Source organism: Paenibacillus cellulositrophicus (assembly GCF_009363095.1).
Lineage (GTDB): Bacteria > Bacillota > Bacilli > Paenibacillales > Paenibacillaceae > Paenibacillus_AQ > Paenibacillus_AQ favisporus.
The window spans coordinates 61478-82989 of record NZ_CP045296.1 but is presented as its reverse complement, the minus strand read 5'-3'; the positions used below and the strand labels follow the sequence as shown (position 1 = coordinate 82989).

Annotated in this window: 21 protein-coding genes; 4 read left to right on the top strand and 17 right to left on the bottom strand. The window is 53.6% G+C overall.

All coding sequences use genetic code 11. The annotated features are described in order from the left end of the window. Positions 1-5: 5 nt before the first annotated feature. Positions 6-1739 carry a histidine kinase gene (locus GCU45_RS30180; protein ID WP_152403552.1) on the bottom strand — a complete coding sequence of 578 codons (1734 nt, stop codon included), beginning with the start codon at positions 1737-1739 and terminating at the stop codon, positions 6-8. A gap of 294 nt (positions 1740-2033) precedes the next feature. Between GCU45_RS30180 and GCU45_RS30175 the strand changes: the two genes are divergently transcribed. From GCU45_RS30175 to GCU45_RS30165, 3 genes are all read left to right on the top strand, one after another. Then, the gene (locus tag GCU45_RS30175) at positions 2034-3083 is read left to right on the top strand and encodes a permease (protein WP_152403551.1); all 1050 of its coding nucleotides are present in this window, start codon (positions 2034-2036) and stop codon (positions 3081-3083) included. A gap of 234 nt (positions 3084-3317) precedes the next feature. Further along, positions 3318-4199, top strand: coding sequence for a haloalkane dehalogenase (locus GCU45_RS30170; protein ID WP_152403549.1), 882 nt, complete (start codon positions 3318-3320; stop codon positions 4197-4199). Between the two features lie 42 nt (positions 4200-4241). Beyond that, positions 4242-4592: a luciferase domain-containing protein gene (locus GCU45_RS30165; protein WP_411829605.1), complete on the top strand. Its 351-nt coding sequence runs from the start codon at positions 4242-4244 to the stop codon at positions 4590-4592. A gap of 82 nt (positions 4593-4674) precedes the next feature. Here the strand turns inward: GCU45_RS30165 and GCU45_RS30160 are convergent, their stop codons facing one another. The 5 genes from GCU45_RS30160 to GCU45_RS30140 form a co-directional block, all read right to left on the bottom strand. Continuing rightward, entirely contained in the window at positions 4675-5439 is a 765-nt protein-coding gene (locus GCU45_RS30160) for an SDR family oxidoreductase (RefSeq protein WP_152403547.1), read from the bottom strand. A gap of 102 nt (positions 5440-5541) precedes the next feature. After that, entirely contained in the window at positions 5542-6387 is an 846-nt protein-coding gene (locus GCU45_RS30155) for a MerR family transcriptional regulator (protein ID WP_167527288.1), read from the bottom strand. A gap of 175 nt (positions 6388-6562) precedes the next feature. After that, positions 6563-8080 carry an MDR family MFS transporter gene (locus tag GCU45_RS30150; protein ID WP_244364782.1) on the bottom strand — a complete coding sequence of 506 codons (1518 nt, stop codon included), beginning with the start codon at positions 8078-8080 and terminating at the stop codon, positions 6563-6565. Between the two features lie 142 nt (positions 8081-8222). Further along, positions 8223-9143, bottom strand: coding sequence for a helix-turn-helix transcriptional regulator (locus GCU45_RS30145; protein WP_152403541.1), 921 nt, complete (start codon positions 9141-9143; stop codon positions 8223-8225). Between the two features lie 138 nt (positions 9144-9281). Next, entirely contained in the window at positions 9282-10487 is a 1206-nt protein-coding gene (locus tag GCU45_RS30140) for a YhgE/Pip domain-containing protein (RefSeq protein ID WP_152404654.1), read from the bottom strand. Positions 10488-10669: 182 nt separating this feature from the next. On the opposite strand from GCU45_RS30140, the gene GCU45_RS30135 reads away from it, so the two are divergent. Next, complete coding sequence (locus GCU45_RS30135; protein ID WP_145946341.1) at positions 10670-11293, top strand: TetR/AcrR family transcriptional regulator; 624 nt, start codon at positions 10670-10672, stop codon at positions 11291-11293. On the opposite strand, the gene GCU45_RS30130 is transcribed toward GCU45_RS30135, so the two are convergent. The 11 genes from GCU45_RS30130 to GCU45_RS30080 all read right to left on the bottom strand — a co-directional run bounded on the left by GCU45_RS30130 (position 11283) and on the right by GCU45_RS30080 (position 21499). After that, the gene (locus GCU45_RS30130) at positions 11283-12101 is read right to left on the bottom strand and encodes a methyltransferase domain-containing protein (RefSeq protein WP_152403540.1); all 819 of its coding nucleotides are present in this window, start codon (positions 12099-12101) and stop codon (positions 11283-11285) included. The two genes, GCU45_RS30135 and GCU45_RS30130, sit on opposite strands and share 11 nt — an antisense overlap. Positions 12102-12385: 284 nt before the next feature. Next, positions 12386-12910, bottom strand: coding sequence for a cysteine hydrolase family protein (locus tag GCU45_RS30125; protein WP_152403538.1), 525 nt, complete (start codon positions 12908-12910; stop codon positions 12386-12388). A gap of 107 nt (positions 12911-13017) precedes the next feature. Next, positions 13018-13986: an acetylxylan esterase gene (locus GCU45_RS30120; protein WP_152403536.1), complete on the bottom strand. Its 969-nt coding sequence runs from the start codon at positions 13984-13986 to the stop codon at positions 13018-13020. 254 nt (positions 13987-14240) lie between these two features. Then, a complete protein-coding gene (locus tag GCU45_RS30115; protein ID WP_152403534.1) occupies positions 14241-14543 on the bottom strand; it encodes a YciI family protein in 303 nt (100 codons plus the stop codon). Positions 14544-14626: 83 nt separating this feature from the next. Next, the gene (locus tag GCU45_RS30110) at positions 14627-15109 is read right to left on the bottom strand and encodes a DinB family protein (RefSeq protein ID WP_152404652.1); all 483 of its coding nucleotides are present in this window, start codon (positions 15107-15109) and stop codon (positions 14627-14629) included. A 183-nt stretch (positions 15110-15292) separates the two neighbouring features. Next, on the bottom strand, positions 15293-15802 hold the full coding sequence (locus tag GCU45_RS30105) for a DUF4871 domain-containing protein (protein ID WP_152403532.1): 510 nt from the start codon (positions 15800-15802) through the stop codon (positions 15293-15295). 76 nt (positions 15803-15878) lie between these two features. After that, the gene (locus GCU45_RS30100) at positions 15879-16160 is read right to left on the bottom strand and encodes a hypothetical protein (protein WP_152403530.1); all 282 of its coding nucleotides are present in this window, start codon (positions 16158-16160) and stop codon (positions 15879-15881) included. 263 nt (positions 16161-16423) lie between these two features. Further along, on the bottom strand, positions 16424-17692 hold the full coding sequence (locus tag GCU45_RS30095; protein ID WP_167527287.1) for a S8 family peptidase: 1269 nt from the start codon (positions 17690-17692) through the stop codon (positions 16424-16426). 415 nt (positions 17693-18107) lie between these two features. Beyond that, positions 18108-19031 carry a ribose ABC transporter substrate-binding protein RbsB gene (gene rbsB, locus GCU45_RS30090; RefSeq protein ID WP_152403526.1) on the bottom strand — a complete coding sequence of 308 codons (924 nt, stop codon included), beginning with the start codon at positions 19029-19031 and terminating at the stop codon, positions 18108-18110. Between the two features lie 16 nt (positions 19032-19047). Continuing rightward, positions 19048-20016 (bottom strand): ribose ABC transporter permease RbsC, encoded by a 969-nt coding sequence (gene rbsC, locus GCU45_RS30085; RefSeq protein ID WP_076167363.1) that lies wholly within the window; start codon positions 20014-20016, stop codon positions 19048-19050. A gap of 1 nt (position 20017) precedes the next feature. After that, positions 20018-21499: a sugar ABC transporter ATP-binding protein gene (locus GCU45_RS30080; RefSeq protein ID WP_152403524.1), complete on the bottom strand. Its 1482-nt coding sequence runs from the start codon at positions 21497-21499 to the stop codon at positions 20018-20020. Positions 21500-21512: the final 13 nt, after the last annotated feature.

Here is a 21512-nt window from a genome sequence, read left to right as displayed (position 1 = left end):
TCCTTTTATGTCTCTGGTATAATGGTCAGGTTGATTTTTAAGCCGCCATGCATGCTTCTTGACGCCGTTAAGCCGCTCTCCGGCCCGTACTTGAGCTTGAGGCGATTATTGACGTTGATCAAACCCGTGTTCTCGATCGATTTTGAATCCCTGGCGAGCTTGGTGTTCAACTGTTCGATCATGGCATCGGCAGCCAAATTCCCGTTATCTTCGACCGTCACGCACAGTTTCCCTTCCCGGTATTCCGTCCGGATGTAGACCTTTCCCTCCATCATCCCGTCTTCAAAGGCGTGCTCAAACACATTTTCCACGATCGGCTGAATGATCAGCCGCGGCACCGTGATTGTAGCGGGGACTTCCGTCTGCTCCTCGTATTCGAAATGTACCCGATTGGAAAAACGAATGCACTGAATATCGCAATAATCGAGCGCATGACGGTACTCTTTATCGAAAGGCACCTCGTCCGCACCGCTTCTCGTAATGTACTGGTAATAGCTGCCGAGACGCTGGGAGAGCTCGGCGGCGCTGTCCGAATCGCCTACTTTGCACATCATGTAAATATTAAAAAAGCTGTTGTACAGAAAATGCGGATTGATCTGGGATTGAAGCTGCTTCAGCTGGGAGCGCTGCAGCGATATTTTTTGCTCATAGTTATCCTCGATCGAATTTTTGAGCTTGCGTGCCATATTGTTAAAGCTGTTGAAGACGTAATGGAACTCATCCTTCGTTTTGGATTCGATCATAATGTTCAAATTGTCGGTCTCAATCATATGAAACGCCTTGACGAGTTTGGATAAGGGCCTGTGGATCATTAGATTGACGGAAAAAGAGTACAGAATCATCACGATGATCGCGATGATGAACAGGGTGTAGAACCATGTAATAAATTGGCTCAACGGGCGCGTGATCTCATTTTGATTCACATACATGATGAGCGATAAATGCAGCGAACTGACGTCATTGGGTGTAATAAAATAGTTCACGCCGTGCATCTTCCGCATCTCAGGCATACTCGAATTATGAAGGCTTTCATCATCAAAAAGCCCCAAAACCGCAGCGGACTCCCCCTGCTCCTGCGCTGTCGTCAGAACGGTTCCCGCCTCTTTATCCCCGAGCAGCACTTCGGATTGCGGATACAAATTGGCGATTTCCCTCAAAGCCTCCAGCAGCTTGGGTCTGGAAATTTCGATATAAGACCAGACCGCGCCGTTATTTTCCGTTTCGATGAAAAAAATCCGGCTTCCGCTCCTATAGAACGATGGTTTGGGCGTAACGTCCATGAGCGACGAGATCAGCTTCAGTTCCTCATTGGGCGTATTGGTCACACCCGAGTCCGTGGAAATCGTTTTGCCGATGGCTTCGACGTACACGCCCGCATTCACTACGTATTCGCTGGAAACGGTCAGTGTCGCAAGCCGGTCCCGGACCTGATCGATCAGCTCCACCTCTTCATAATTTTCCAGCATGCTGCCGCGGAAGCTGAGCTTCTGCAAATCTTTGTCATTTAACAGCTGGAGCTGCAGGTTTCGGATGAAGTACATTTCTTTATCGAGCTGCTTGCTGTAGAAGGACGCACCTGCCAAAGATGAGTTCAAAATCGCATCCTTGGTGATGGACATCCCCTTATAGTTAAGCCAGATATTCATCGAAATGAGTGGAAGCAAAAATAAAATAAAAACGATGACGATTTTCTGATACACGTACCATCGCGATGCTTTTCCCGCAGATTGCAGCTTCATGCTCTACCCCCGTTAGTCCAATGTCGCCGATAAGCATGCCCTCAGCATACTCATAAAACTTACTTTTTTCGATAAAATTCTTCTTTTTTCTCCTGGAACAATAATTCAGCAAAAACAGTCCACATCCTTCTCTTGTTCCATTTTTGAATGATAAATGTCCTCCGTCCCGGCTAACCCACAGACCTTTACCCCGTTTTATCCTGTTTTATGATATAATGGATTGCTTGCAACTTAGGTTGATATGCAGGAATTGCTTCATCACACATTTTAAATACGCTTGGAGGATAGATCACCATGTCACCCGCTAGTCCAAATATTCATCGTCAGAATCACAGAAAAACGATTTGGCTTGTGGTTCTGTTTATTCTCATTGCCGCCATCGGCTTGTCTTATGTCAAATGGTGGCCGTACTATCAAAAAGCATTTAAAGCCGCAGCCGAGCACAGCATCGGATCGTCCATTCTTGGAGCGGGCGGATCGGCGCCATCCTGGCACTCGGCGGTTTCCTATGCGGAGACGTACTTCAAGTCGGTGTGGAAAGCGGCCGTTCTCGGCATTCTGCTTGGTTCGCTGGTCCAGGTGCTGCTGCCCGTCCAGTGGCTGTATAAACTGCTTGGCAAAACGACGTTTAAGAGCACCCTGATCGGCGGGGTCGCCTCCCTGCCCGGCATGATGTGCACCTGCTGTGCCGCCCCGATTGCGAGCGGTCTGCGCAAGCGCAACGTGTCCGTCGGGGCGGCGCTCGCTTTCTGGCTCGGCAACCCGCTGCTGAATCCGGCAACGCTTATCTTCATGGCTTTCGTGCTGTCCTGGAAGTTCACACTGCTGCGCATTGTTCTGGGACTGGCCCTGACGTTCGGCGTGAGCTACTTCGCGAACCGCTTTGCCGGTTCCTCCGAAGTGCCAGAACCGCTGGAAGAAGCAGCGGCCATCAAGGAAACGGACCGCGGACCTTTCCTGGTCCGCTGGGCCAAGAGCCTCGGCTTGATGATTCTCAGCGTCGTTCCGGCATACCTGATTGCCGTCCTGCTGCTGGGTGCTTTCCAGTCCACCCTGTTCCCGGTATGGGTAGGTGGCGGGATCGCTGCTATTATCCTGTTCGCCGTCGTCGGAACGCTGTTCGTCATTCCGACGGCTGCCGAAATTCCGATCATCCAGTCCTTTCTGTCCCTGGGCGTCGGTTCGGGCCCAGCCGCTGCGCTCCTCGTGACGCTTCCGGCAGTCAGCCTGCCGTCCATGCTGATCGTGGCCAAGTCGTTCCCGCGGAAAGTCCTGCTGTTCGTGTTCGGCGCGGTCATCGTGACCGGACTAATCAGCGGCCTGCTGGGCGCTTGGCTGCTGTAATTGCGGCGAAACGCATATAAAATCAAAGCAATCCATCCACAGGAATTTTGTGGGTGGATTGCTTTTTTCTTTGGGCTGGATAAATGAATGGGAGGCAAAGAGAAATCTCGGTAATTTTTTAGTTGACAACTCAACATTATCGAGTTATCATTTCCGTATATTAAGTTTACAAGTCAACTAAAATACACACTCGATGCCCAACAGCAGCGGTGTGAGCAGAAGGGTGAGATAAGTATGGTTAGCGGAGCATTTCCTTACGAAAAAAAGCGTCAACGGGTTTATGATTTAGAGATGGCTTATGTAGAGGTCGGCAGTGGTGATCCGATCGTTTTCCTGCATGGTAACCCTTCCTCCTCTTATCTATGGCGCAACATTATTCCTTACGCACAAAACGCCGGGCGCTGCATTGCCCCCGATTTAGTCGGGATGGGAGATTCCGATAAACTGCCGGTTAGCGGTCCGGACACCTACACCTTCGCCCAGCACCGGGAATACCTCGACGAGCTTCTTAACAAACTTGGGATTCATGAGAAGATCACCTTCGTCGTACACGACTGGGGCTCTGCTTTGGGATTTGATTGGGCGCGGCGGCATCCTGGCGCTGTGGACGGTATCGTGTACATGGAAGCGATTATCAAATCCAGCAGCTGGAGCGAAATGCCGGAACAAGGGCGTAAAATATTTCAAGCGCTTCGGTCTGAAGAAGGTGAACAGATGATCCTGGAACAAAACTCGTTCCTGAATGTCAATCTTCCCGTTAATGTCATTCGTCAGTTAACGAAGGAAGAGCAGGAGCAGTATCACCGCCCCTTTGTCGAACCAGGGGAAGGTCGTCGTCCGATGCTCTCCTGGGCCAGGCAGCTACCTTTTGACGACGGGTCAACGACGGAGGTGAATGAAATTGTCGCGGCTTATGGCCACTGGCTGGCACACAGCCACGTCCCCAAATTATTCATCCATGCAGAACCGGGAAGAACTTCGCAGTCCCAACTGGATTTTTGCCGCAGTTGGCCCCAGCAGACCGAAGTGACGGTGCCAGGGCTTCATTACCCGATGGAAGATGCCCCCGATAAGGTTGGGGAGGCCCTTGCCTCTTGGTTGAAAAGGCTGAAATAGAGCTTGAACCAAATCTGCTTGTGGAGAGGAGAACATGATCAGATGACCATTTCGCGAAGGGAAGTTTTATCCGAAGAATTGCTGTCATGGACAGGAGTTACGGTTAACCCCCACCGATTCGGCGGAATTGAGTTTCTTTATGGGGGAAAAGAAATAGGTCATTTACATGGGGACCATCTGATTGATTTGCTCTTGCCCAAATCGAAACGGGATGACGTGGTAGCCACCGGTCTTGCCAACCCGCATCATATGTTCCCTCATTCGGGTTGGGTATCCATTCATTTGAAGTCTGAAAGGGACATGACCAACGCAGTTGAACTTTTGCGCTTCAAGTATGAATACCTGGTGAAAAAGATAGATGGCATCAGTTTGGAAAAAGAAACAAGCGGCTAAAATCCAGCCGCTTGTTTCTTTGAGGTTCTGGGTTGTTTGTGGCAACCATGGCGCCGAACGGAAAACGATGACCGCGGGTCATTTATAAATGCGAACCTCCGGTCGCATCGAGCATTTGCCCCGTCACCCAGCGGCCGTCCGGCGAAGCCAGGAAAGCGACGGCATCCGCGACGTCCGCGGCCTCTCCGATTCGTCCAAGAGCGGACATTTCCGCCGCTCCCTGACGGGCTTCCGGCGTGTTCAGCCAAGAGGCGTTCACATCGGTGTCGATAATGCCGGGAAGCACGGCGTTGACGGTAATGCTGCGCGGACCCAGCAGCTTCGCAAGGTGCAGCGTAAAGGTGTTCACTGCCCCCTTGGTCATGTTGTAGGACATGATATGCGGAAATGCGATTCGGGTCACGCCTGAAGAAATATTGATAATCCGCCCTCCGTCCCGCAGCCGATCCATCGACTGCTGCACGAGAAAGAACGGCGCTTTCACATTCACGGCAAACACCTCGTCGAAGTCTGCCTCCGTTGTTTCTTCCATCGCTTTCGATGTTCCGATGCCGGCATTGTTCACCAGAATGTCATACTGGCGGCTGCCTGTCCGCCGGGTCAGTTCGGCATCCAGTGATTCAAGCAGACGATGGACGCCTTGGATGTCGTGAAGATCGGCACCGATGGCAAACGCCTGGCCTCCCTGTTCCTCAATCATCCGTACGACCTCGTCCGCTGCATCCCTGCGGCTGCCGTAGTGAACCGCGACAAGCGCGCCCTCAGAGGCAAGACGCAGTGCGATGCCCCTTCCTATCCCCCGGCTTCCTCCGGTCACGAGAGCTGTTTTTCCTTCCAATCTTTTCATACCTGCTCACTCCTTCTTCTGTGGTTTGTAAACCTACTGTACACCCTCCCCTTGAGGGGAGAGTCAACACCTGGAGTGAGCCTTCGTTCAACAACACCAAAATCAAGGGCTCAGAGTACCGCGCAGCGGGAGGATTACTTCCGACCTGCGGAATTTTCCGTACATGTCTTGTTCGGCGGCAATATAGACTTCACGGACCGGCTCACCGGGTAACGGTTCATATCCCTGCGATGCGGCCCATGCCATGACGTGCGCTGCTGCAGGACAGTGGGCGGCATAGGGGTTGCAGTCATGAATCAGGGATGCGGCGGTTTCAAAGCCGGGCAGTTCTACGATGCGGACGCGCCCGCGCTCCGGGGTTGGTTCCTCCAGCGGAAATGCCACCTCGATGTCAATGACTTCCCTTTCGCCTTCCCCGCCCGCGTCATGCCAGAGAAGAATCAGCGGCCCGTCCGGTGTTCCACAGCCGCCAGTCATGACGTAGTCCCTGACCTCATTGACCAGCAGGCAGAGATCCTGCCGCGGGATCGTATCCCTGACCGAGGCGGCCCATTGCGGCTGCAGCTCACGGAGCGTTACGGCTTCGGGTCCATCCACCGCAGCCGCCCCGACTTGTTCCAGACGCTGCATTCTCCGGTCGATTTCTTTTAGCTGACGCTGTGCTTCCTCGATGGCGGTCTCCAGATCAGCCCGCTTCATGGCGAGCGTATCCGCAGCCGTACCGGGCGTTCCCTCCTCTTGAAGCAGCGGAGCGATCTGCTCCAGTGTCAGCCCAAGCTCTTTATAAGCGCGGATGCGTTCCACCGTCAGCAGATGATCGGCGGAATAATATCGATAGCCGGAACTCTCATCCACAGCAGACGGTTTCAGAATCCCCAGCTCATCGTAATAACGCAGCGTTTTGATCGATATCCCGCTCATTTTGGCAAAAGCGCTGATTTTAAACATGCTCTTCGTTTCCCTTCCGAGGTAAGATCTCAGCTTCATTGTATGGAGGTACAGCAGCTGCGTCAATTAGGGATTGGTAAACACCTAACCATTCTGCACTGCCAAAAAAGGCTGCAGTCCAGGGCATCCATGATGCCTCCAGATTGCAGCCGCGGTGAGCTTAGCTCAAAATTGCTTAGTGAACCGGAGAATATTCCTTCCCTTCGCCGCCTGCAGGAGCAACCTCCGCCGTATGATCCAGCTTCTTGCTGCCCATAAACAGTGCCGCAAGCAGGGCCAGAATCGCTGGTACGCAGGCCCATGCGAACGTCTGGACGATCGAAGAGGCGAGCATCTCGGAAATGTTATGCAGCACTTCAGGCGGAATCAGCGAGCGTGTCTCCGGAGCCAGCAGCGCATGCGGATCCTTGATATCGAGCCCCGCCGGCATTGCCGCTGCTCCTCCCGCGTTTGCTGCGCCAGCCCCCGCAGAGCCGAACCCTTTCGTCATTTCATGTGTAAACGAATGGCTCTGAATCAATCCGAAGGTTGTGATCCCGATCGTCATGCCGAGCGAGCGCAGGAAGTTCAGCGTCGAGCTGGCCGTTCCCCTTTGGCGGTAGTCCAGGCCATGAATGGCTGCGTTTCCGAGCACCGAAAACGACGCGCCGATTCCAAGCCCGATCAGAATCATATAGATCGTCACGATCAGCCGGGTCGAGTTCACCGATAAGGTGGCGACCAAGGCCGTGCCGACCAGGAATAACAGCAGCGTCGGAATCAAAATGTTCCGGTACGGCATTTTGTTCATCAGACTGCCGCCCAGCGTCGCGGTGACGACCGAGCCGACCATCATCGGCAGCAGCACCAGCCCTGAATTGGTAGCCGAACCGCCCAGCACACCCTGGATAAAGATCGGAATGTACACCGAAGCCGCGATAAACGCCGCCCCGCTGAACAGTCCGACAAGGACGCTGGTGGCGTACAGCCGGTTTTTAAACAATCCGAACGAAATGACCGGCTCTTTCGCTTTAGTCTCAGCATACAGGAAGGCGATCAGCAGCACTGCAAATCCTCCGAACAAGGAGAGGATCTCCCAGGAATCCCAGGCGATTTCCTTGCCGCCCAGCTCCAGGGCGAACATGAGGCAGATGACCGCTCCCAGCAGCGTAAAGGCGCCGAACCAGTCGATCGGCTGCTTGGAATGCTCATGCGACTCCTTGTAGAAAAACGCCACCATGATGAAGGCGATGACGCCCAGCGGCAGGTTGATGTAGAAAATCCACTCCCAGGCGATATGATCCGTTATGTACGCCCCGAGAAGCGGTCCGAAAATGCTGGACATGCCGAACACGGCGCCGAACAAACCGCCGAGGCTGCCGCGCTTCTCCAGCGGGACGGCATCGAACATGATCGTAAACGCGATCGGGACCAGCGCTCCGCCGCCAATACCCTGAACCGCCCGGTACAAGGCCAGTTCCGTGATCGTGGTCGCCGTGCCGCACAGCGCAGACCCCAGCATGAACAGAATAATCCCGAAGACAAAAAACTTTTTACGGCCGTACATATCCGACAGCTTTCCGAAGATCGGCATCCCGGCCATTTCCGCCACCATGTAGGCCGAGGTGACCCATACAAACTTATCCATGCCGCCGAGCTCACCCACGATATTTCCCATGGCCGTGGCGACGATGGTGTTATCCATCGAGGCCATCAGGATGCCCAGCAGCAGGCCGGCGATGACGACCGGAAGACTGCTCTTTTGTGCAGGTTTCACGTTCTCAAACACTCCTTTAAATTTCTGATTTCTCTGTAACCGATTCTGAGTGTAAACAAAAAAGTATGACAACTGTATGTCATACTTCTGAGTATTTCCGAATCATTTTTTTTAATTTGGCGTGGACAGCTTCCCGAAGCTCCGGGGGCTCCTTCACCTCGGCACCGTCGCCGAAGCTGAGCAGCATCGGGATGAGCCACTGCGTTCGCTCCATATGCTCCAGGGTAATGCTAAGCAGGAACGAACCGTCGTCGAGATACGTTTTCTCCGCTCCATAGAAATAATCCATCGCTCTCGCCAGGCAGTCGGCGGAAAAATGAATCACCGCATGCACCGGGTTCCCTTGGTTATGCAGTTGCTTAAACGTCACTTCCTCGGGAGCCGCATGCTTATGCTTCGTAAAATGCTCGCCCATCGCCTGCAGGTCGGCCATCCGGGACAGCCGGAATTTCCGGTAATCCTGGCGGTCCCGGCAGTAGGCGAACAAGTACCAGACGTCGTATTCGTAAATCAGCCGCACCGGCTCCACGATTCGCTCGGTCTTCTCATTTCTGGCGTTGATATATTTGAAGCGCACGACACAGCATTCCGTGATCGCCGCCCGCAGCAGCCGCAGAGAGTCATTATACAGCTGCCGGCTCGCTAGATTCATCGACAACACCGGCGAATCCTTTTCGTGCTGGATGGTCTTCAGCTTTTGAATCGTTTCGGCCGCCTTTTCGTCCTCGAACACGGTCGACATGCTGGAGAGCAGCGTCACGAGCGACCCGACGTCATACGATCCAAGCAGGCTTTTTTCCATTTTATAATCCTTGATAATGCCGAAACCGCCTTTGACCCCTTGGTAGGACACCACTGGAATGCCAGCCGCGCAGATGACATCGATATCCCGGTATATGGTCCGCTGCGAAACGTTGTACTTCTCGGCCAGCGCCGACGCGGTAATAATTTCGTGATTCAGCAGCATGTAAATCATCGATATGATGCGTTCGAGCTTCAATGCGTTTTCCTCCTGCACCTGTTCGCCGCCGTTCTTCAAACGGTTAGCGGTTCTCTACGCCTCATTATAATTTACGGTACTTCTTCAGCGCAAAAATATTTAGCAGAATGAGCGCGATTTCGACATGGGCCGCCTTCTTTACGCCTCCACGGTCTGCGTCTCGACGGTACCTCTTACCGTTTTCCGGTTTTGCCGAACCTTCAGAGCCGAGCCAAGCAGAACAACCAGACTAACCGCGGCAATACCGGTTAATACGGCTGTCGAATGATTCCAATCCAGGCCCCGGCCGAAGAAGAACATTTCACGCAGCCCTTCCACCATAAACCGCATTGGCAGCCAAGGGAACACGTAGTCGCGGTAGAACGATCCCATCATCTCGGCAGGAAGGCTCAGCAGGGGAGCCCCGAAGAAGAGCAGCAGGACAAACAGCACCATCGACTTGAGCCCTGCCCAGGACAGTACGGCGGAGATCATCAGGAAAAAGGCAAAGTAGCATAGTGACAAAAACATCGCCGTAGCGGTTCCGTCCGGAATATGGAGTCCCCAGCTCCCGGCAAACCAGGTCAGGCCGAACCCGGCAATGAGTGCCAGAACAGCTCCCGCGACGGTCTGGACTACTCGGGCAGTGAGCAGAGATCGGCGGTAGGCGAAGTTCAGCTTGCTGATGACGAGATAGAACATAACCCCGCCCAAGATGCTGCCCATCCAGATCGGCTGGAATAACGACACCGGCGCGTTGCCGTTCGCCGTATGGGTGCCTGTCTCATGGACATTTTTTACGTCCTTCGCAATAGGCGCCGCCAGCACGGATGCCTGCTGCACCGTAACCTTGCCGCTCTGCTTACCGGCTGCAGCCAGCAGGTCAGCGCGGATCTTCGCATTCATCGTGTCGACGATTTGGTTCAGCACCTGACCGGCCATAGTGGAAGCCGAAGCGCTCATGCCTTGGTTCACGTAAATGCGCAGCTGAGGCTGCACCGGTTTTTCCGTGAGCAGCGTCGCTTGATTCTGGCTGAAATCGGCCGGAACCACCAGCGCAGCATAATATTTCTGTTCATCCAAACCGGACATCGCTTCCTTTTCCGTGTTTACATGTACCCATTCAATCGCCGGTCCATCTGCTGAAGCCGTGGATGAGGTCTGCTGTTTGATCATACCGGTCAGCGTTTCTCCCATATTCGTCGCGGTTCCGTTCGGCAGCGTTACGCCTTGATCCTCGCTGACCAATGCGATCGGCAGCCGGACCGGGGTCGGATTAATGGTCGGAATCATCGCCAAACTAAACACAAATATAACGGCGGCTACGATCAGCGGCAGCACCCACACCAGCTTTTGCTTCATCAAAGTCATTTCACCTATCACTCCTATGCCTTTATAGTTTGTTCAAGATAATGAACATCGCGTTGATTATCTCGGGCAAACTCATTATAATAAGAGCGCATAGACGGTTCAATGAACAATAATCCGGAATGTGCGCATTACTCGACACATTCTTTTAAAGTGTCTACCTTTCAAGGAGTGATCACATGGACGGGAACACAGACCGGCGGATCGTGCGGACGCGGCTGGTCATCCGCGATGCGCTGACGGAGCTGATTGAGGAGAAGGGCTTTGAAGCCGTATCTGTAAAGGATATTACGACTCGGGCAAATATTAACCGTGGAACGTTTTATTTGCATTACCGTGACAAATTCGACCTGCTCGAGCAGAGCGAAGCCGAAGTGATTGAGGGGATCATCGCGATCATTACGAAGGCGACATCAGAGGATCTGGAAACGTACCGGGAAACCGGCATTTCGGTCTCCCTGATCGTTACCGTGTTCGAATATATCGAGGAGCATGCGGCTTTTCTCAAAGCCATATTGGGGCCAAAGGGAGACGTGTCTTTCCAATCGCAGCTGAAAGCGATGTTCCGGAAAAATCTGCTGGAAAAAAATTTATCGCCGCTGATCCGCAAAGAGAATCTGCAGGTCCCTGCCGAATACTTCCTGTCATATGTGTCTTCCGCCCATCTCGGCATTATCCAGCAGTGGCTGATGAGCGGAAGACAGGAAACGCCGGCAGAGATGGCACGCATTCTGTCGCTGCTCACGTTCCGGGGTCCTTTCTTTGCCGCAGGCATAGCCGCCGTATCGGATCCTAAGGCTTGACGCCAACGACGGTAAGCATGTACATCGTTATGGATTCAGCCTCAGACTGAACCCATTGGCGGTACTCCCGCTCCGCCCGTTCGTATTCCCCGCGTGTTATGAATCCGTCCCGCTCCATTTGCGGGCCCCGGCTGGAAGCGGTATCCGCCCACAGGCCAGACCGCTGCGCATAATCGGGATCATCCCGCCGCACCTCTTCATGGCAGGGCGTGGCCTTGATCTGTGCAAGTCCTGCCTGCTGCAATAAGTCCGGGAGATCGTCCGCAATCCGGTTGTTTAGGCCGGCATCCTCCCGCCAGTCTAGATATGCGGAATAGAACACGAGCATGCTGGCAGGCGGCTGCGGCGACCAGGCGATTTTTTCGTGGTTATAGTCGGCAATGACGATCCTCCCGCCAGGCTTTATAGCCTTTACCATAGCCTTGAGCGCCGTCAATGGATCGGGGAGCCAGACCATGAGCCTTGAGCAGGTGACGATATCAAACCTAGGACAACCTTCCATAGCTTCCTCAAGCGAATAGATATCCCCATCCATAAACGACAATCCGGCAACCTTTCCATGCGTTTGCTGCGCCTGCTTAATCAAATGGGGGTTTTGATCCACCCCGACTACGCTGCCTTCCGGACCTAGGGCTTCCGCGATGCCTCGGGTAATGGCTCCCGTGCCGCATCCAACATCCAGGACCGACATGCCCTTCGTTAACATTCCTTGCAGGATGGGATGCGATAATGCCAGCGTTCTGGCCTGAAGAACATTCGTCAGTTTGCCGGATAATTCGGTACGCCGGGTCATCGGCTCATTATTCATTTGCTGCCGCCTCCTGTTCATTACCGGATAATTATTTTCAGATTAAGCTTACACAAAGGACTGTTATAGTTCTAATATATAAATCGTATAGATATAATAGTTTTTAACTATAACAACTGTGATCCACGGCATCCGATCAGGAAAGCTGGAGGTTTCCCTCCCCACTATTCATGCGCCGCAACAGAAAAAAAGAGCCCCATTACCATCAACGGGGGCTCTTTCCCAACCATACCATAAACTTTGTAAGTGCTGACTGTTTCATTCCAGCCGGGATCCGGACTTCCTTAGAACGCAATGGCTGCTGCTGGCTGAACCTTCGCAAAATCGCGGAACATCCCGTTGTATTCCTCGATAATCTCCCGGGCAGTCCTGCCGCCTTGGTCATACGTCGTGTGCGCGTCTTCAACGACCACCACCTCGTAGCCCAGCTGTCCAGCGCGCTTGCTGGTAGCTTCAACGCACAAGTCGGTTTGAATACCGGACACGATCAGCCTCTTTACACCAAGTGACGACAGTTTCTCCTGCAGGTCCGTCTCGTGAAACCCATCGGGCGTAAATTTCTGCACGACGATCTCCCCTTCGGCAGGAGCGATTCGGGACTGGATCTGCCATGCAAAGCTGTTCGGCTCCAACTGCTCGCCCGGTTCTTCGTTATGCTGAATGTACACGACAGGTACACCGCTTGAGCGCGCCTCCATGATAAGACCTTGGATCTTGTCCAACAAAGCTTCGCCGTCAAAAACGGGATACTCCGGTACAAACATGCCTTCCTGCACGTCAATGACCAATAATGCGGTACCGCTGCTCATTTTGCTTTCCCCTTCCAGGATGGAATTCATTGGCTCTGTGTTCAATCCGCATGCTGTATTGAAATTATCATACCGGAACATATGTTCCTGGTCAATGCGGAATTATGCTATGCCGTGAACCACTCCGGGAAATGCTTCCGCAAATACTGCAGCTTAACCTCGGTCTGGCCTGCCCCTCCGCCTTCATGTCCGTTGAACGGATAGATGACAATGTCCTTGTCGCTTTGGATCCGGTTATAGGTCGCGAAATACATCTGGGGAGGACAGGTTTCATCCTTGAGTCCAACGCTGGCTAATACCCGGCACGCGATACGATTGGCCATATTCATCGTGTCAAAATAGCTCAGGTTGTCCATCACAAGATCCGTCTGCTCCGGGTGGCGGTTTAAGTACTCGGCTACCGCTGCGAAAGCCCCGTGGTTGCCTTCGATCCGGCAGACGAGGTTGCTGTTGCTCGGCACGTCAACCATCGCCAGCACAGGACGGTCGTCCAGGGCGGATACCGCCGTCCCGAGCGCACCGCCTTGGCTGCCGCCCTCGATCACGATTTTTGAAGCGTCGATATCCGCTTGAGCGCAGGCAAAATCGATCGCCTTCAGCGCATCCATGTATGCATAACGGTAATAATATTCCCATTTGTTATGTACGCCTTTGCTGGCCACGTTCGCCACATATCCGTGCGAGTATGAAGCGCTGTTGCCGGTCCGTCCGCCTTGGTCACGGCAGTCTACCGATAATACAGCCATCCCCATCATCACCCAGTGCATCAGCTCGGAAGGCTTGCCCCTGCTGCCGGTAAAGCCATGGTAATGGATCAGGCAGGGATATTTCTCTTTGTTCTCAAAAGCGGGAACGATCAGCCAGCCGTAAATTCTCGTCTCATCCATTCCGCAATACGAAATGTCGTATACCTTCACATGCCGCGCCGGGTATTCGATCAGCGTACGCTCCGGGTCCAGCGGAACCTCCTTGGCCTGTCTGATGGTCGTCTCCCAAAACTCGTCGAAATCGTCTTTCTTGGTGAGAGGGGGAAGGTAACTGTACAGTTCCTTCGACACCTCGTCCGTGTAGCCCATCGGTTTCATCCTCCTTCATACCAAGCAGTATACCGGATATGCCCCGTATTTGCACCGATATTTGCCGCGGTCGACCGATAAGAATATTGGCAGCTCCGGGCTATCCCATAGGACAGAATCAGCTTCGGCATCGCACATCCTGGAGACGTTGTTTAGACACGTCAAATTCCCCACAACACGAAAAAACCGTGAATTCTACCGTCATACGCGGATAGAAACACGGTTGTTATCCCGCACGCTCTCAAACTTGCGCGTCACGCCTCGGGCTCACCCATCAGCCAGCGGTTAGACTCGTTCGCTTCCGTAAATTCCTTGATGTTGTAGGAACCATAGTAACGCTCCTTAATAAAAGGATCCTGTTTAACCCAGACCTCAACCTCTTCGGCGCTGCGTCCGCTGAAGACCATCACCGCACCATCCCCGTCTGTAAAAGGTCCGCATAACCGCAGACAGCCTAACCGGCTCATCGCCTCAAGGTGCTGAACATGCTGCTCTAATAAATCAGTGCAGAGACTCCCGGTTTGTTTATTCCCTAATAACACCAAAAAGCTTTTCATTAAGTCCCCTCCATCCGAATGTGTGTTCTCATTCTATTATAACGGATGGTGACGAGGGATTCATAGTTTGTAGAAAGCGGCAGTTAGGCTTGACGATTCATCAAGCCCCGGCCGATCAAATTGGCGGAGACGGGTTTGATCCCGAGTTCCCTGGACCAGACGGACAGCTGCCCGACATGGTGAATCTCGTGAGCGATCATATGCCGGACCACTTCGCCCCATTTGTCCTCAACAGGGTGGCCGTCCGGATGGACATCGCGGAATACGTTGTATTCCCAAGCATCATTCCAGGAATAAACAAATTCCTCCACTTCCGGCTTGAACGCTTCCTGCAATTTCAGCACCTTATCCAGGCTGCGGTATCCGTCAAAGCTTTCTTGAAAATCAGGTTTTCCCTGCAGGCAGCGAACCCAGCTCCATTCCACATCGACGATATGAAACAGGGTGTGCAGAATTCCGCCTACTCCGCCTGTGCGGGTGCGAAGCAGCTCCTCCTCCGGCACGCTCTCACACCAGCGGAACCAATCTTCACGAACCTGCCAATTATATTGGAATAACGTTTTAATGAGCAATCTCCTCTTTCGTAACGGAATCTGTCTTTGTCATTCATGCCTAAACGGCTATTTCATTTACTCATATAGCGCGCGGGAGTACAATGGAAAATAAAAATATACCCGTTTTATACCGCTGCCTTTCAAGTAGAACGAAAGATTATAGCTTGGTTTGTTGAAGTGGTGTGGAACCACGGGTCACTGCTGCCCGGGCTTGTCATGTACCTCAATGACAATGCTTCCACTTGCTTTCCCGTCGATGTAGGCGTCCAGCTTCCATAATCCTTTGGCCGGCAGATTCAGATAGCCAACAGATTCGACGTACTCCCGCGGCTCCTTCACAGGATCGTCATTCTGGATTTGCGTCTTCCCTTCAAAAGCCGTCACCTGCTCTCCCGTCTCCCGGCTGGTTCCGATGACTTTCACTTCTTTATCCAGCAGCCGCCCGGTTTCTTCCGGCGAGTCACCCCAAAAGTGGAGGAGCTGCTTGTTGCTCGAATTCGCCTGTACTAAGCCGTCTACGATGGCAAATCTGTCTTTGCTTCCCTTGAGCCCGTACGGCACCGGATTCCCATCAGGTCCGGATTTGGAAATCGTAAACGAGGGGCTCTGCTGCCAATCTTCGTATCCCCCTGCTGTTTCTTTCTTAACTTCACTGCAGCCGGACAGCAGGAAGACAACCAGGAACGTTGCCCATATCAATCGCAAAATGCACTCCTCCTTATTTTGAGTCAGGGGCTGGATAAAGGGATTTTCTCGTAAACCTTCTGCCCTCCGTTCCATTTTAACCGGATATTTTTTTCTCCAGCGATCGGACATGGTCTCTCAGTTCCCGAATCTCCCGGTATAAGTCCTTGTAAGCGGAATAAACGAAGGATCCGATTACCATCAGCAGTAAGCCTGCGGTGGGAAGGAGGAGTTTCAGGCAGTCCCTTACAATATAATACGCATCGGGCGTATCCGATCGCGTCGTTCTGGGTATCCAGAGTGCCAGTCCCCAGAGAAGGAGCATCAGCCCCGCGGTCATGGAACAGACATAGAGGATCCGATATTTACTAGTTTCCATTCCACTGCTCCTTTCACAGCTCCATCCTTTACTATATACCATATTTTTCAAATAAAGTCTGCCTTTTACCCATGATCCAAAAAGCACATAGTCCGCCCAAACATCTATAGGCTTCGCCATAAATTAAACCCAAAAGCCCATTCATTCTAGACTCCCCTGCGGTCTACCGTGCCGCTACAATACTCCAATGGTGGTGGATGAAACATTCATCCACCACCCCGGCTATCCATGAAAAAAGGAGCAGGCATCCCGCCTGCTCCTTCTTACCGTTTGCTCCGTCCGGAAGGGGTAAACAGCACCGGCCGGGACGCAGACTTTGCCTTCTTCAAGCGCCGCGTCTTGCTTGGGAACCGGCTCCCTGAAGCACCCGCAGCAGGTATGACCGCTGCGGGTGCGACCTGCAGCAGTCCGGCGCCTACCGCCTGCCTGCCTCCCGGAATCTGAAGCGCGCTGGCTTCGAAACGGCGCTTAATTTCGGCCGGCCTCATCCTTGGGAACAGCGCCCGTAACAACGCAGCTCCCCCCGTCACATGAGGAGCTGCCATCGAAGTTCCCGACATCTTGCCATACGTTCCTCCGGGCAGGGTCGACAAAATATCGACGCCCGGCGCCGCGACGGAAATGCCGTTCCCCCGGCTCGAAAAATCGGCAACCCGGTTCGCTCGATCCGTCGCCGCAACGGCGATGGTCTCATGATAACGGGCCGGTGCGTCGATCAGCGGGCTGAACATCGTCCCCTCGTTTCCCGCGGACGCCGAAATGACAGCCCCCTGCTTGGCTGCCCGTTTAATGGCGTCCTGCAGCGCCTTGTTATTGCCTGATCCGGTCAGCCCGAAGCTCATGTTCATCACTTTGATTCCCCGTTTGAGGCACCAGTCGATCCCTTCCACGATGTCGGAAACAAAGCCGTTTCCGTTTTGGTCCAGCACCTTCACGGCGAACAGCTTGACTTTGGGCGCATTGCCGAAAATTTTTTGCCTCCCGGTGGCTGCCGCGATTCCGGCCACATGCGTGCCGTGGCCGTTGTCATCCTGAAACGATCCGCCGGTAATCGTATTTACACCGCCCGCGATACACAGATCCGGATGTTTGGCGATGCCCGTGTCGATGATGGCCACCTTTACTCCTCGGCCCTTCGTCCGGTTCCACAGCTGGGGGGACTTCACCCTGCTGACATTCCAGGGGATTTTGGCCGTGTCCACCAATTCGCTTTTCTTGGTGGCCTTGTTCGCACCGCCGCGTTTGGCGGCGGCAGCAGGCTTGATCGCGTGCGCCTTTACTTTGGCGTCCCGCTGGACATAGGCGACACGGGGATGCTGTTTTATTTTTTCGATATCCGTGGAGCGGTGAAAATGGCAGCAGATCAGCCGGTGGCTGTCCACGGCCTTCACCGGTTTGATTCCATTTGCGTTGAGCATATCAAGGCACTGCCGGTAATCCTGCTGCGTTTTGAACACGACGATCTGACGACTTGTTGTTTTGCTCGGACGGCTTACGGCCGTTTTTTTCAATAACTTCTCCAGCTGCTTCACTGTATGCACCTCATTTGGAGGATGTATTCCTGATAGAATATGTGACATCGCCCGCATTGGTGTGCCTTTGCCGTGCTGCCTCAGCGTTAGCCCAGGAATAACCCAACCCACATGGAAGAGTCATTAAACCAATTGGTGCAGATACGCTGACATCTCCGTTCCGGTTCGCGGAGTGCACTCTGTGCCATGCTGATATAATGTCGGCGGCGGTTGCTGCCTCTCTATCGTCTTCCCAAATTTCATGCACGCTGTGCCTGGAGCAATCGTTAAACATAAAAAAAGCCCCCGTCCTTCCTACGCAGCATTGGCGTAAGACAGACGAGGGGCGTCACCGTTCTCAGATGCTTTATTCTATCATTTTAATATAAAAATCCATCTCTTTGCTGATCTGTTTATTCGTTACCTCTTTGCGATCTTACTGCTGATCCTTCGTCACCAGCTTCAGTGGCGCCGGGATCGACTTGTCGACCGTTTTGCCCTGCAGCACGTCCTTTGCCGCCTGCACGGCCATTTGGCCGATCAGCTCAGGCTGCTGCGCCACAGTGGCGGTCAGCTTGCCGGCTTTGATCGAGTTCAGCGCGTCCTCGTTGCCGTCGAACCCGATGACCGGGATATTTTTGCCGGAGCTTTGGATCGCTTCGATCGCGCCGAGCGCCATCTCGTCGTTGTGGGCGAAGACGGCTTGCACGTCAGGGTTGCCCTGCAGCAGGTTTTCCATGACGTTCAGACCTTTGGTCCGGTCAAAATCGGCCGCCTGCTTGGCAATGACGTTCAATTCGGTGTCGGCCACTTCGTGGAAGCCTTTGCCGCGTTCGCGGGTTGCGGATGCCCCCGGCACGCCTTCCAGCTCGATGACTTTGGCATCTTTGCCGAGCATCTTCACGATGTATTCGGCCGCCATTTTGCCGCCCTTGACGTTATCCGATGCAACCAGCGCTTTGACGTCCCCTTTGTCTGAAGAACGGTCCAGCGTAATAACCGGAATCCCCAAATCGTTGGCGTTCTGAACGACAGTAGAAATTGCGGCGGAATCCGTCGGGTTGATCAGGAGCACGTTGACCCCTTTTTGGATTAGGTCGTCCACGTCATTGCTCTGCTTGGCCGAGTCGTTCTGGGCGTCGACGACGATCGTTTCCATACCCTGCTTCTTGGCTTCGGCCACCACGCCGTCCTTCAGCGAGACGAAGAACGGATTGTTCAACGTGGAGACGGACAAGCCGATTTTCATTTCCTTAATATCGCCGCCCGTTTTGGGCTTGGCCCATTCCGGCGGTTCCAGCGAACAGCCTGTGGTCAGAATCAACAAGAGTGCAGCTGCGATTAGCGTTAATTTTTTCATGATGATCTACTCCTTCTTATGCGGATTTCTTCCGGTCGATCAGGACGGCGATCAGAATGACGATCCCTTTGACGACCATTTGGTAAAAGGAAGAAACGCCGAGCAAATTCAGACCGTTGTTCAATGTACCGATGATGAGCGCGCCGATCAGGGTGCCGACGATGCGTCCACGTCCGCCGGACAAGCTCGTGCCGCCGAGGACGACCGCCGCGATGGCGTCAAGCTCGTAGGATGTGCCCGCCGTCGGCTGCGCCGAGTTCAGGCGGGAGGTCAGGATAGCGCCGGCCAGAGCCGACAGCAGTCCTGCCAAGGAATAGATCATGATTTTTACGCGCGGTACCTTGATACCGGATACGATCGATGCTTTTTCGTTACCGCCGATGGCATAGGTTTTACGGCCAAATGGCGTTTTATTAAGAATGACCCACAGAATCACAAACGTAATGATCATCGTGATCGCCGGTACCGGGATACCGAGCTCGTATCCGCGCCCGAACAGCTGGAACAGACGGCTGTCGCCAAGTCCTGTAATCGGGTTACCGTCCGTGTACACCATCGTCAAGCCTCTGAATACCGTCATGGTCGCCAGTGTCGCGATAAACGGCGCCATTTTACCTTTTGTAATGAGCAGGCCGTTCACCATACCCATCACACCGCCGAGAAGACAGCCGATGATGATCGCCAGGATCGGATCAAAGCCCGACACCAGCATATTGGCGACAAACGCACTGGACAATGCAAGAATCGAACCGACGGACAAATCGATGCCGCCTGTCAAGATGACGAAGGTCATACCAAACGCGATAAGCGCGTTGATCGACACCTGACGGAGTAGGTTCAGAATGTTAAGCGGTTCCAAAAAGCTCGGATTCAGCACCGACACGATGATGATCAGGATGATCAGCCCCAGCAGCGGGCCCAGCTTTTGCGTCACTTGCGATAGTTGGAAGCCTTTTGGTTTTTTAGCGTCTTGAATGGTTGTCATGTTACTGTCCTCCTGTTGCTAACGTCATTATTTTTTCCTGCGTGGCTTCTTCGCTGCTCAGTTCCCCGCTGATTTCGCCTTCATGGACGACCAGGATCCGGTCGCTCATGCCCAGCACCTCGGGCAGCTCGGAGGAAACCATAATAATCGCAACGCCGCGTTCGGTTAATTCGTTCATCAGTTGGTAAATTTCCCGCTTCGCCCCAACGTCGACCCCGCGTGTCGGCTCGTCCAGGATGAGCACTTTCGGACCGATGCCGACCCATTTGGCGATGACGACCTTTTGCTGGTTACCGCCCGACAGGTCGCCTGCCGCGGTTTCCGCAGACTGCGTTTTGATCTGCAGCCGTTTGACCAGCATGTCGACGAAGTCTTTTTCCCGTTTCCCGTTGATAAAGCCTTTGGACGTAAAGCCGGACAAGCTTGGCAGAACCATATTTTCCCGGATCGAAAAATCGAGCAGCAGCCCTTCATCCTTCCGGTCCTCGGTAATAAAGCCGATGCCGCGTTTGACCGCATCGTCAGGCTTGCGGATATGGGCTTTTTTGCCCTTAATCCATATTTCGCCGCTGTCCAAGTGATCGAGCCCGAACAGCGCGCGCATGATCTCGGTCCGCCCCGAACCCATCAGGCCGGAGAAGCCGACAATCTCGCCGGAACGCACCTGGAAGCTGACGTTCTCGAACAGCCCCTTGCGGGTGGCGTTCTTCACTTCGAGCACCACATCGCCGGGCGACGGGTTCCGCTGCGGGTAGCGCTCGGTCAGCTCGCGACCGACCATTTTTTTCACGACTTCGTCAAAGTTGGTATGCGGTATGTCCTTCGTATCCACCGTTTTACCGTCGCGCATGACGGTGATCCGGTCGCAGATTTCAAATATTTCTTCCATCCGGTGTGAAATATAGACGATGGAAACGCCTTCCTTTTTCAAGGCGGCAATGACGTCGAACAGCTTGCGGATCTCCCGCTCGGTCAGCGCGGCCGTCGGCTCGTCCATGACGATGACTTTGGCGTCGGTCATGAGCGCCTTGGCGATTTCGATCATCTGCTGCTGGCCTACCGAGCACTCCCCGGCTTCACGCTGGAAGGGGATGTCTACCGACAGCTTGTCGAATTGGGCCTTTGCCAGCGTTTTCATTTGTTTGGTGCTGAGCAGTCCCCACTTCGTGGTCATTTCCTTGCCGATAAACAGGTTTTCAAGGACGGTCATGTCAGGCCAAATGTTCAATTCCTGGTGGATAAAAGCGATGCCCGCTTTTTCCGCTTCCTTCGGGTTTGGAAAATACGTCTCCTTGCCGTCGATCCGGATGACACCCTCATCCCGCTGATGCAAACCGATAAGAATGTTCATCAGGGTGGACTTGCCGGCGCCGTTCTCCCCCATCAAGGCGTGAACTTCGCCTTCCCGAAGCTCAAAATCCACACCGCTCAGCACGTGGTTGGTGCCAAAGGATTTATAAATGCCTTGCATTTGTATGTGCATAAGGGTTCCTCCT